General features: G+C 38.2%; 12 protein-coding genes. 8 read left to right on the top strand and 4 right to left on the bottom strand.

The window, feature by feature from the left end:
- Position 1: 1 nt before the first annotated feature.
- Positions 2-1,531 (top strand): RagB/SusD family nutrient uptake outer membrane protein, encoded by a 1,530-nt coding sequence (locus OQX63_RS04750; protein ID WP_265849737.1) that lies wholly within the window; start codon positions 2-4, stop codon positions 1,529-1,531.
- 605 nt (positions 1,532-2,136) lie between these two features.
- Here the strand turns inward: OQX63_RS04750 and OQX63_RS04745 are convergent.
- Positions 2,137-2,754: a LexA family transcriptional regulator gene (locus OQX63_RS04745; protein ID WP_322974254.1), complete on the bottom strand. Its 618-nt coding sequence runs from the start codon at positions 2,752-2,754 to the stop codon at positions 2,137-2,139.
- 126 nt (positions 2,755-2,880) lie between these two features.
- On the opposite strand from OQX63_RS04745, the gene OQX63_RS04740 reads away from it, so the two are divergent.
- From OQX63_RS04740 to OQX63_RS04725, 4 genes are all read left to right on the top strand, one after another.
- Complete coding sequence (locus OQX63_RS04740) at positions 2,881-4,047, top strand: hypothetical protein (RefSeq protein WP_265849735.1); 1,167 nt, start codon at positions 2,881-2,883, stop codon at positions 4,045-4,047.
- Complete coding sequence (locus tag OQX63_RS04735; RefSeq protein ID WP_265849734.1) at positions 4,019-4,864, top strand: HEPN domain-containing protein; 846 nt, start codon at positions 4,019-4,021, stop codon at positions 4,862-4,864. The genes OQX63_RS04740 and OQX63_RS04735 overlap by 29 nt, the downstream gene beginning before the upstream one ends.
- 741 nt (positions 4,865-5,605) lie before the next feature.
- Positions 5,606-6,445 (top strand): 5-dehydro-4-deoxy-D-glucuronate isomerase, encoded by an 840-nt coding sequence (gene kduI, locus OQX63_RS04730; protein ID WP_265849733.1) that lies wholly within the window; start codon positions 5,606-5,608, stop codon positions 6,443-6,445.
- A gap of 85 nt (positions 6,446-6,530) precedes the next feature.
- Positions 6,531-7,295: an SDR family NAD(P)-dependent oxidoreductase gene (locus OQX63_RS04725; RefSeq protein WP_265849732.1), complete on the top strand. Its 765-nt coding sequence runs from the start codon at positions 6,531-6,533 to the stop codon at positions 7,293-7,295.
- Between the two features lie 143 nt (positions 7,296-7,438).
- On the opposite strand, the gene OQX63_RS04720 is transcribed toward OQX63_RS04725, so the two are convergent.
- Positions 7,439-8,065 (bottom strand): carbonic anhydrase, encoded by a 627-nt coding sequence (locus OQX63_RS04720; protein ID WP_265849731.1) that lies wholly within the window; start codon positions 8,063-8,065, stop codon positions 7,439-7,441.
- A 197-nt stretch (positions 8,066-8,262) separates the two neighbouring features.
- Between OQX63_RS04720 and OQX63_RS04715 the strand changes: the two genes are divergently transcribed.
- Positions 8,263-8,394, top strand: a complete 132-nt coding sequence (locus OQX63_RS04715; protein WP_265849730.1) for a hypothetical protein — start codon at positions 8,263-8,265, stop codon at positions 8,392-8,394.
- 63 nt (positions 8,395-8,457) lie between these two features.
- On the opposite strand, the gene OQX63_RS04710 is transcribed toward OQX63_RS04715, so the two are convergent.
- Complete coding sequence (locus tag OQX63_RS04710; protein ID WP_265849729.1) at positions 8,458-9,066, bottom strand: hypothetical protein; 609 nt, start codon at positions 9,064-9,066, stop codon at positions 8,458-8,460.
- A 330-nt stretch (positions 9,067-9,396) separates the two neighbouring features.
- Positions 9,397-10,032, bottom strand: coding sequence for a Crp/Fnr family transcriptional regulator (locus OQX63_RS04705; RefSeq protein ID WP_265849728.1), 636 nt, complete (start codon positions 10,030-10,032; stop codon positions 9,397-9,399).
- A 78-nt stretch (positions 10,033-10,110) separates the two neighbouring features.
- On the opposite strand from OQX63_RS04705, the gene OQX63_RS04700 reads away from it, so the two are divergent.
- Positions 10,111-10,806: an HAD family hydrolase gene (locus OQX63_RS04700; RefSeq protein ID WP_265849727.1), complete on the top strand. Its 696-nt coding sequence runs from the start codon at positions 10,111-10,113 to the stop codon at positions 10,804-10,806.
- Positions 10,803-11,447 carry a chloramphenicol acetyltransferase gene (locus OQX63_RS04695; protein WP_265849726.1) on the top strand — a complete coding sequence of 215 codons (645 nt, stop codon included), beginning with the start codon at positions 10,803-10,805 and terminating at the stop codon, positions 11,445-11,447. The genes OQX63_RS04700 and OQX63_RS04695 overlap by 4 nt, the downstream gene beginning before the upstream one ends.
- Positions 11,448-11,662 lie beyond the last annotated feature (215 nt).

The raw sequence follows: 11,662 nt of genomic DNA, 5'->3' as shown, positions 1-11,662 counted from the left end.
CATGAGAAAAAATATTTATATCATTTTAGCCCTTGCTGTTGTGGTTGGTCTTGGTGCTTGTAAAAAGGATTTTCTGGATCAAAAGAATCCAAATGCAGTAGCGCCTGAAGATTATTTTAAAACAGAAAATGATGTTTTGCTGGCCGTTAATGGCGCTTATCAATCATTAAGGAGCAATAACACTATGGGTGAGAACAGTGGTTTATTTACCGATGAACGCTCTGACGATACCGGAAGAAATGATAACCAGAGTAATGCGGGTGAACCTTTTCAGTTTAACGATTTTTCCCTGCTGCCAAGCAACTCCTATCTGAAAGCCCATTGGCTAGCCCTTTACAATGCGATAACCAGAAGCAATTTTATTTTGTCCAACATTGATAAAGCGAATTTTACCACTCAGGCTAATAAGGCAAATTACGCTGCAGAAGCTAAATTCATAAGGGCAATTATGTATTTCGAACTGGTACGGAAGTGGGGTGCGGTACCGTTGGTAACCAAACAATTATCAACTAATGAAGAGGTGACGCCCTTTGTTTTCCGCGCACCTGAAGCGGATGTTTACAATCAGATTGTAGCCGATTTAAAAGACGGGTTAAACAGTACTTTACCCAACTTTCCGGCAACAGCGAATATCGGAAGAACATCTAAAGCCGCCATAAATGCCTATCTGGGCAAGGTTTATTTAACCATGGCAGCCACCCTGCCAAACAATAAGGCAGAAAACCTAACCAATGCAAACACTTACCTGTTGGCAGCCTATAATATGAAAGCTTTTGGGAACCTTTCCGAAATCCCCTATGCTGATGTTTTCGACGTAACTAAAAAAACGACTTGTAAGGAATTGATTTTCCAGATTTCATACAAACAAGGTGACATCACTTACAGCTCAAGTATTGCGGCCAATAACCAGGCGAAGGGAGAAACCATTAATTCGCAAAAAACTGCTACAGGTGTTGGTGGTAATGTTACGCTCGATTTGATTAATGAGTATGAAGGAAATGATTCAAGAAAGAGTTTCTCTGTGAAATATGCAAATGATGCTACAGTAAAAGACTGGTTTATTACCAAATTCCGCGATGCCAGCGAATTGGCAACTAAAAACGGTTATGGAGGCAACGACTGGATCTTAATGCGTTATGCTGATGTAATTTTAATGCTTGCTGAAGTTAATATGTTGCAGGGCAATGATGCCGTAGCTATTCAATATTTGGATATGGTTAGGGCGAGGGCAGGGATGCCAGTTTATGCGGTTGCCAAAACGGATGCTACCTATGCCGCTAAATTCCCGACTTTAAAACTAGCCATTTTACACGAGCGTAGGGTAGAGTTTGCTTTCGAACACCAAAGATGGTTCGATTTAATCAGGAATTTTACTGCTGCAGAGTTGGTTACTTACTTAAAAGCGAAACCACAATCATCGTATGGAATTGCTAAGCTGGCTAACGTAACCACAAAAGACAGGTATTATCCTATTCCTTTTGATGAAGTAAAATTAGATCCGGTTAAAATGTACCAGAATCCGGGTTACTAAAAGGGTTGTAATGTATAAGAAAAGCGGTTCTGATCAATGATCGGGCCGCTTTTTTAGTTTGGAGTTCTGAGCGTGTGTTTTATCTCTAAGTCTGTTCAATAAACTGTGCGATTGATTTCCGAAGATTGTTTATTGCGTTCGAAATGCAAATCTCACTAGCCATCGTTGCAAACGAATATATGGTTCTTATAAAAATCGTCATTGCGAGGAGGAACGACGAAGCAATCTTTCATGCTATTGCTCCTTGCTAGAGAGATTGCTTCGTCGGCTGAAAAAGCCTTCTCGCAATGACGATTCCTTCTCCGCCACATAGCACTAAAAGCCCTCTCGTTAAGATTCATTTTATGCAATAAATTATCCCTATTGACAGATACTAAAGAAAGTCGTCATTGCGAGGCACGAAGCAATCTTAAAGCGCTCCCTACTAGCGATAGTTGTAAGATTGCTTCCCCGAAAATCGGGGCAGGCTGTCGGCTGAAAGAGCCTTCTCGCATCCGATAGCTATCTGATGACGACTCATACGCAACCTATCGCACCAAAAAAACTCCTGTCATTTATTCGAAATGACAATTTATAATACAGACTCGAACCGAAAACTGCTTTGCCTAAATAATATTCCTGGTAATTTTTCCTTTTATAATATAAAGTGCCTGGATGTTCTTTTTGCTGATTACGGTATCGCCTTTAAAATTTGGATTTGAAGAACGGAGGATTAGTTTGGTATCATCCGTGTGCTGAAAAATTAGCTTTATAGTACGCAGACTGTTACTATCTTCATCCGTCATCACCACATAAGCCTCGCCCCACTGTAAAATTTCGTAATTGGTAATTTCTTTTATCGCTATAATTTCGCCTGCGGCATATTGCGGGTACATGCTATCACCATAAACCGGTAAATAGGCTGTACAATCGTTAAAAGGCAGGTAATTTACCAGGTATTCTGCCCGTTCTTCTTCCACCATGTGCTCTTTCGCATCAGATAGGCTCATATCGAAGTATGGCACACCCTCCCTACTTTCGCCAACGACTGGTTTTTTTTTGAAAAAAGGTTCGCCAATTCCATCCTCCAGCCAGGTTAAATTAACGTCGAATTTCATTTCCAAACGATCTTTAATCGCATTAGATACATTAACCCTTTCTCTTAAAATATCTGATAAAGAACCTTGTTGAATATTCAATGCAGCAGCAAAATCCTTTTGAGTTTTAAAATGCAGTAATTCCATTAACCTTTTTAAGCGCTGATTTTCATTCATAAGAGATGTTGATAAGTTTTTTGAATTAATTATAGTTTAACTATATTTATTTTGCTAAATTCGTTAGCTAATATAATCATTTAAAAAATATACACTATGGATGGGGACTTAAATTTTAAAAAAGAAACTGTGGCATTTATTGGTGCAATTGAAAGCTTTTTTTCATCAAATGGCGTAAGCTACCATTTAAATTTTTTAAAAAACTGGTTAATCCCTCCACAGAACGAATTCGATTTTTCACCACAAAAGCACCCCGCAAAACTGTTGGTTTTTTACGAGCAATTAGTGCCGCTTTTCGATTATTCGGATTTAATTTTTAACCACATTGAAACCGATACCGCATTTGTGAAAGCGATTGGGGCTGATGAATGTGGTGTGGAACGCGAAACGGTACTGCTTGATTACTATCCGAAACTGTTAAGCAGCGGTGAAATGAAAAATCCAAAACTTACCTTTCTTGATATTTTCCTGTTTTTTCAATCAGATACCTATAAGCTGGTTTACAAAGAATGGCTGTTGGCTGCATTGGAAAATAACCTCGATCTGGATTGGGACCAGTATGTTGCGGCGTTTTACGAAAACACCAAAAAAATGCTGGAGGCTTGTTGGCTCATCCACGAAAGGATTATTACCAGAAATAGTTTTAAAAATATCGATCGCTATTACCATATGGCCATATTCGAAAGTACATCGCCTTTGGCTTTCGAACAGGAATTATTTAATGATCCATTTAAAGCAATTGAATTTTTCTTTAGCCTGGATAACCTTAGCGGGCATAAAGCTTATTTAAAAAATTGGTACAAAGCCGCCCTGGCAGAAGAGCGATGTGTGAGCGACGTGGCCGATTATTTTTTCTTCTATAACCAATTTACAAAACTGCTTAACGCAGGTTATTTAATCACGGCTAAAAAACTAACTTATCAGGGCGCCGAAGGTTTGCCCGCTGCTCAAGAGCAATTTATAAACAGCGATACCTACCACAAAGAATTGTGCGAGGTAAATACGCTGGCGGCAGTACATATAGAAAATCCTTACCTGTTTGTGGAGTCGTTTTTTATTCCCGAAAAAATTAAACAGCTGCGTTTAGGGCTATTAGAGTGGTTATATGCTGCTTTCAGTACCAGGAGCAGCATTAAACTAATGGATAAGGAATTTTTGTTTGAACAGTATGAAAGCATGATGATGATTATGGAAGCTTTTTTTGTAATGATCAATACTCCTGCATTAATTGAAAATGATGAAGGGGGTTATTATGCGGAGTAAATCTTTAAACCTGGGTCATGATGCGCTAAAAGATGAAAGCATAGTGCGTTTATTAAAGGGCATTACGGCTGCAGTACCTGCTCAGTATATTTATCTCCATAATAACTTTTTGGCTGATAAGGCAGCACTAGAAATGCTGATTATGGTTTCGTTTAAACATGTACGTATTTTAAACGAATTAACGCCGGTATTAAATATTGTATTTAACGGGGAAATGGAATGGAGTTACCGGGTTTTTCATGTACACGAGGTGGAGCAGGCATTACAGCAGGGAAGTTTGTTTTTTTACTATGCCACCACCGTTCAAAATTGTTTATTCAGTATTTCCGGAAATTTTCTAAACGGGGGCACACCGGAACTTGTTGCAGATCATGTGAGCACCATTTATCGCCAGGGAATTGATAAGGCTAATAAATTTTTATCGGGCGCAACATTCTATTTTAAACAGCAACATCTAGCATACTGCGCTTTTATGTTGCATCAGGTTTTCGATCTGATGTACGGGGCCATCGAAACTCTGGTAATGGGAAAGGATAAAAAAACACACCGCATTAAAGTTCATCAATTGTATATTAAACCTTATGTAAAGCCACTTTCCGAGTTATTTAATGATAGGGAAGAAGAGGTTAGCCTGTTGCATTTGCTTGATGAGGCTTATCTGGCTGTGCGTTACGAAAACAATTACACGATCAGTGAACCAGACGTGTTGCGCCTGTTTGAAAAGGCAGATTTATTGTATGTGCTTGCAGAACAGGTTTATCAGCGTATGATGAATAAGCATTTCGATCAACAGCTTAGCAGAATAGGTATGGGTTAAGTGTTGTTGGTAAACTCAGCCATTAAAACCTACCGAGTTGGCAATTCGTTTTTGTATCAGGTTATCCCAAAGCTTAAGTTAAGTTTATTGTTTTTAGCTGAAAATGAATGTTCAGTATTTCTTCGGCAACAGCAGCCCCGTTATTCGCTTTATCCCGATGGAAACCTGTGAAACAAGCAAGCACACCAAAATATAACATAAACTGGTGCTTAAATCGGGATGCACGCTACTACCGGGTTTATGAACAGGGGTTTGTGCAAAAATTGCGTACATTAATGTTTGCCGGCTGTGCGATTAACCAGTAATAGTAATGCCTGCCCTGCCATCTAGACCCGATTGAAGTGAGCACGAGCCCGATATTTCATCGGGTGAAGTAAAACGGAAAGCGGGACGAAACCTGAATAATTGTACTGAATTTGCTCTCCAAATAATTGGAAAAAACTCGCTTTAGCTATTAAACGCAGATATTTAACGAAAATGAAAATATAGACTTATTTTTCTGCCTTCTTGATCTGTTCGTAGTTCGCTTCGCCCGGCTTTTAACCCTAGGACTGCCTGCCGATCATAAATTCTGGACAGATGCACCCGTACCCTGAACCAGTTTAAAAGCCTGGAGCGGACAAACCATAAAAAAGGATTATAAAGTTGAGTATTAATACCAATAATAAATATCGTATAAATATATTTGCCATAGGATCTGTTATGAGTTCAGGTCCTGATCTCAAAACTCAATTTTAACCAATGAATAAATTCGAAAGCCGTTACGCTCAAAGCCCTAAAGAAGTTAAACAAATGGATACCGCTGCCTTGCGGGAAAATTTCCTGATCGAAAACGTATTTGAGGCCAATCAGGTAAACCTGACCTTATCTCATTTTGACAGGTATATTGTTGGTGGTGCAATGCCAGTTGATCAGAAAATAGCACTTCCAAACCCTGATGATTTAAAAGCAACTTACTTTTTGGAACGCAGGGAACTAGGGATTATTAATGTTGGCGGAAAAGCTATTGTTACTGCTGATGGCGAAAAATACGAACTGGATTATAAAGAAGCTTTATACATTGGTAAAGGTACAAAAGAAGTGTTTTTTGAATCTGCTACACCAGGCGAAGCCGCTAAATTATACATCAATTCTGCCCCTGCGCATCATACTTACCCTACTAAAAAGGTAAGCAAAGCCGAAGCGGAGATTGTAGAGTTGGGTACGCCTGAAACAGCAAACCATAGAATAATTAATAAGTTGTTGGTGAACAGCGTTTTGCCAACCTGCCAGTTGCAAATGGGTATGACCGAGTTAAAATCGGGCAGTGTTTGGAATACCATGCCTGCACATACACACGATAGGAGGATGGAAGCCTATTTCTATTTCGAAGTTCCAAAAGGGCAGAGTGTTTGTCACTTTATGGGGCAGCCACAAGAAACCCGCCACATCTGGATGCAGAGCGATCAGGCGGTAATTTCGCCAAACTGGTCTATCCATTCGGGAGCAGGTACAAGCAACTATACTTTTATCTGGGGTATGGCCGGCGAAAACTTAGATTATGGCGATATGGATCACTGCGCCATTACCGAACTGAAATAATAATTTCTTACCGTTATCTCGATCCGATAGCTATCGGATGAAGCGTAGCGGAATGGAGAGATCTAAAAAATGAATTTTAAACATCATGTCTGACATATTTAATTTAGCAGGTAAAACTGCATTAGTTACGGGTTGTAAAAGAGGAATAGGGAAAGCTATGGCGCTGGCTTTAGCCGAAGCAGGTGCCGATATTATCGGTGTTTCTGCAAGTCTCGAACTTCAGGGTAGTGCTGTTGAGAAAGAAATTTTAGCGCTGGGTAGAAAATTCTATGCTTACCAGTGCGATTTTGGTAAACGCGAAAAGACCCTGGCTTTTGCGGCCCAGGTAAAAGTAGATCATCCTGTTATCGATATTTTGGTAAATAACGCCGGAACGATTTTACGTCAGCCAATTGCTGAACATTCAGATGAATATTGGGATGAAGTAATTGCGGTAAACCAAACAGCACCGTTTATTTTAACACGCGAAATTGGTAGAGAAATGATTGCCAGGAGAAGCGGAAAAGTGATTTTCACAGCATCATTACTATCATTCCAGGGTGGTATTACCGTTCCTGGTTATGCCGCCAGTAAAGGTGCAATTGCCTCTTTAACCAAGGCTTTTGCAAATGAGTGGGCCTCAAAGGGTGTAAATGTAAATGCGATTGCGCCTGGATATATCGCAACTGATAATACTTCTGCTTTACGCGAAGATCAGGATAGAAGCACTTCTATATTATCCCGTATACCTGCCGGAAGATGGGGAACACCAGAAGATTTTAAAGGACCGACTATATTCCTGGCCTCACCGGCTAGCGATTATGTACATGGAACAATCTTGACCGTTGATGGCGGTTGGATGGGAAGGTAGGCTAGTCATTAGTCTGGAGTCCTTAGTCAGGAGTCTTTAGTCCGGAGTCGATGTTTAGGAGTATTTAAACCTCGCAGGTTTTTAAAACCTGCGAGGTTTTTTATGCAATTTGTACTTAGGACTTGGGACTCATGACTTGGGACTTAATAAAGATTATAAATCTCCTTAATATCCTTCAAAATGGCTTCAAAATCGATTTTAAGATCGATTAATTTACCCGTGTGGATATCGAAAACCCAACCGTGAACCGTTATCCCACGGTTGGTAATTGCTTCCTGCACTGCTGCGGTTTTTAACAGGTTAACGCATTGTTCCTGAACATTCAGCTCCACTAGTCTGTTGTAACGTGCACCTTCATCCTCAATGGCGTTTAACTCATCTTTATGGATGCGGTAAACGTCGCGGATATTCCTTAACCATGGATTGAGTATACCCATATCTGCAGGTTGCATTGCAGCTTTAACACCTCCGCAGTTGTAGTGACCGCAAACCACAATATGGTTCACTTTCAAATGGCGCACAGCGTAGTTTAAAACCGTCATTACGTTTAAATCTACGTTGTTTACCAGGTTGGCCACGTTACGGTGTACAAAAGCCTGACCTGGTTGTATGCCCATTAAATCTTCTGCTGTAACACGGCTGTCTGAACATCCGATATATAAAAACTCTGGACTCTGTCCTTTTGATAGTTCAGTAAAGTAATCAGGATTGATAGCCAGTTTATCGGCGATCCATTTTTCGTTGTTCTTAAAAACCTCTTCTACATTCATATTGTGGTGTAATAGCTTTGTTGGATAAATAAATTATTATTAAACCGTTGTTTGTGCAGGCGTAATATTAAAAAATATTTCCTGATTTCGGCAAGTTATTCGTCTGTAATTGTTGTGTTCAGATTGAAATAAATATGCGCCCTGCAGTTTTCTTTTATAGAGTGATTTAACAAATTTTATCCAGAAATGTTTAAGATTTGGCAGATATTTTAGGAAACCTCGCCAGATTGGGCCAGCATGATCAGTTTGGAGTATTGCTCACTGATGATGTGAACTTTAAGGTAGGAACTGATATCTTGATTGAATGGTTTTCGGATGGAGCGCAATGAAAAGATTTCTCTATTTCGCTGCGCTCCGCTCGAAATGACGATTAATTGTATTCGTCTAATATTTTAGCTCGCAACTGCTACCGCATTTTTATTGATGTGGCTAGGTAATTCTTCTAGCGTGTATAAGTTAACTAAAGATTCTCTTAGTACATCTTTAGCATCATACCACACGTTTTCTTGAGTAAAATGACAAATGCCATTGGTTATTTCTGTAATAATTGCACCTATTAATGTTGCAAAATGATTTTCGAATACATCTCCAGAATGGTATTTTAGAGAGAATACTTTATTGCAATTTTGTAATTGTGCTTCAACCGCTACACTTAGTTTTACAGGTTTTGCAACCTTTCTTTTCTTCTTTTTGAATAAACCAAGAATCTTTTGTACGATACTCTTTTTAATGATTTTTTCTTTAAAAAGCTTTTTCTTGTACTCTTTCAAATCGAATGATTTAAGAGAGACACTAAAATTTAACTTTAAATTATTTTCGTTAAATATTGCAAGGCTTGGTTTGTCCCATTTAAAAACGATCGGTAAGTTTCCATTCGGATTTCTGAATGAAAAAGAAGAATTAATATCCAAAACGTTCTCATGTTCATTTAAACGTTTTAAAATTGTTGGGATAAGATCGTCTGTTAAAGAATTGGTGTAGATGTTAATATAAGCGCTCATGTTTAATTAAGATTAGCTGAATCAATGTAATTGCGCAGGTTTTTTTAACCTATGCTTTTTTATGCAATGATAGTTAAGGATATCATTATACTATGGAGTAATCTATTTTTTATAGATGGTACCCCAACATTTGGATTAACTCGGAAATCTTAATTTGGATTGATAGTAGTTTTTTTTCATTTGTATGTGTTTTTTTGTGTGAAATTATTTTCCGCAAATGGCGGTTATTTTTAAATCTCAATTGCTTAAACGGATCGAAATGCGAAAACGCTACAATTAATCTAAAATTAATTTGATAGCAATAATTATACCATAAACACTGTGCGTTTCTTAATTTTCCAGAAGCTTTTTCATACTGGTTAATTGCAGCGTATTTTTAAATTCAGGTGAATCAAAATCACCTTTAGCTATAACCTGCTTTAAGCTTCTGTTAAAGCTCCTTAGGGAGATGCCCAGGTAGGCAGCCATGTCTTCTTTGGATATAGAGATATGCTCGTCAGCTTGTAATTTAAATAATTTCATAATGGCATATTCTAAGGTGTATAACTGCTGGAAAGCTGCGCGTGTACTGGTTTGTATAATTCTGGTAGACAATTCCTGGAGTAGGAGTGTAGTGAATTCACTACTTTTGTTAATCAATGAAAGGAAATGATGATGCGGTATGACATAGGCCGTAACATCGCTAATTGCAGCTACATTGCACAGGCAAGTAATCTTTTTTAGCGCTTCTAATTCACCAACAATTTCGCCCTTCCCTAAAAATTCGATAATAAAATCTTTACCGTTCTCTTCAGAAATAAAACATTTGCTGATGCCTTCTTTAATGATGTAAATGTTGTTGATTTTTTCGCCTTGCTCAATAAATCTATAACCTGCTTTAAAATTTTTAAGCGTAATGTTTGCCTCTTTATTTTCAGCGCAAAAACGTTCAATAAAGGACAAGAAAGTAAGGTTGGTTCTTAACATATTTATTGAGTTGAGACAAATGTCCTTTTTTGAAGTTCGTTGCTGCTTTACTTTTGTGGTGCTAAAGTAAGCATAACCATGAAAAATCAAATTACTGTAATTGCTTTTGATGCAGATGATACCCTTTGGGTAAATGAGCCCTATTTCAGGGAAACCGAAAATCAGTTTGCAGGCCTATTAGAAGATTTTATGCCGCACCATAAAATCCTGGCAGAACTTTATAAAACGGAAATAGCCAATTTACCCCTTTATGGTTATGGAATTAAGGGTTTTGTATTGAGTATGATTGAAACTGTTTTAAGGATAACAGCTGGTAAAATAGACCCAATCGTGATTAATAGGGCCATAGAACTGGGACAAGATATGCTTAATAAACCGGTAGAGCTGATTGATGGGGTTGAAGAAGTGCTGAAATCCCTACATGGAAAATATAAACTGGTGGTGGCTACCAAAGGCGATTTATTAGATCAGCAAAGAAAATTGACAAAATCAGGGCTTGATCACTATTTTCACCACATCGAAATTATGAGTGATAAACAGGAAAAAGATTATCAAAAACTAATCAAACACCTGGATTGTAAGCCTGAGGAGTTTTTAATGTTGGGTAATTCTTTAAAATCGGATGTTTTACCTGTGTTGAATATTGGCGGACATGCTGTTCATATTCCTTTTCATACTACGTGGGTGCATGAGCATATTGATCATACCGTTGAGCATGCAAATTTTTACCAGATGGAAAGTCTATCTGAGGTCTTACCAAAATTAATTGAATGAAAGAAAAAATAGATATCAATACCTGGATCAGAAAAGATCATTTTAAATTTTTTAGCGCCTTTGAAGAGCCTTTCTTCGGTGTTACTGTAGACGTAGATTGTACGGCTACCTACGAAGAAGCAAAAGAACAAAACGTTTCCTTTTTTCTGCTTTACCTGCACAAATCTTTGGTAGCGGCCAATAATGTAGAGCCCTTTAAATATCGCATTATTGATGGCGAAGTTTGGAAATACGATATTGTAAATGCTGCGGCAACCATTAATCGTCCAAACGGAACTTTTGGGTTTGGTTATATGGATTTTCATGCGGATTTTGAAGATTTTAGAGTGGCAGCTAATCAGGAAATTGAAAAAGTGCAGGCCGGCACTGGCTTAATCCCTTCCTCATCAGGTGAAAATGTAATCCATTATTCGGCACTGCCCTGGTTAAATTTTACCTCTCTATCACATGCGCGAAACTACGCTTATCAGGATAGTTGCCCTAAAATATCTTTTGGCAAGCTTAGAGATGAAAACGGAAGAAAAATAATGTCGGTTTCTATACATGTAAATCATGCTTTGATGGATGGCTTTAACGTTGCTCAATTTGTGGATTGCTATCAGGCGCTGTTAAATAAAACAGGGGTTAAAGAAAATGTTTAGTATAAACATTTAAGGAACGAAATCTACACAATATTTAGTGCCTACTTAACATTGAAGATTTATTTTCGGTAATTTTTATCAATGTCGTTATTGTCCCTTTTTTAGCTCTTGTAGCCATGTGTTATATGGACAGTGCACTTAAGGCCATTATGTTTTTATCGTGTTACTGGTTGCCACATTTATACTTTTTCTATTCATCAATTTACCCTATGCAA

This window comes from Pedobacter sp. PF22-3, from assembly GCF_026239555.1.
In the GTDB taxonomy this organism is placed as follows: Bacteria; Bacteroidota; Bacteroidia; order Sphingobacteriales; family Sphingobacteriaceae; genus Pedobacter.
Note: the sequence above shows the minus strand (reverse complement) of the source record. Positions and strands in the feature narration are given on the sequence as shown.

Coding starts and splice junctions, on each gene's coding strand:
- kduI (WP_265849733.1), top strand. CDS start 5,606: ATGAATAAATTCGAAAGCCGTTACGCTCAAAGCCCTAAAGAAGTTAAA.
- OQX63_RS04710 (WP_265849729.1), bottom strand. CDS start 9,066: ATGAGCGCTTATATTAACATCTACACCAATTCTTTAACAGACGATCTT.
- OQX63_RS04750 (WP_265849737.1), top strand. CDS start 2: ATGAGAAAAAATATTTATATCATTTTAGCCCTTGCTGTTGTGGTTGGT.
- OQX63_RS04740 (WP_265849735.1), top strand. CDS start 2,881: ATGGATGGGGACTTAAATTTTAAAAAAGAAACTGTGGCATTTATTGGT.
- OQX63_RS04705 (WP_265849728.1), bottom strand. CDS start 10,032: ATGTTAAGAACCAACCTTACTTTCTTGTCCTTTATTGAACGTTTTTGC.
- OQX63_RS04695 (WP_265849726.1), top strand. CDS start 10,803: ATGAAAGAAAAAATAGATATCAATACCTGGATCAGAAAAGATCATTTT.
- OQX63_RS04700 (WP_265849727.1), top strand. CDS start 10,111: ATGAAAAATCAAATTACTGTAATTGCTTTTGATGCAGATGATACCCTT.
- OQX63_RS04725 (WP_265849732.1), top strand. CDS start 6,531: ATGTCTGACATATTTAATTTAGCAGGTAAAACTGCATTAGTTACGGGT.
- OQX63_RS04720 (WP_265849731.1), bottom strand. CDS start 8,065: ATGAATGTAGAAGAGGTTTTTAAGAACAACGAAAAATGGATCGCCGAT.
- OQX63_RS04745 (WP_322974254.1), bottom strand. CDS start 2,754: ATGGAATTACTGCATTTTAAAACTCAAAAGGATTTTGCTGCTGCATTG.
- OQX63_RS04735 (WP_265849734.1), top strand. CDS start 4,019: ATGATGAAGGGGGTTATTATGCGGAGTAAATCTTTAAACCTGGGTCAT.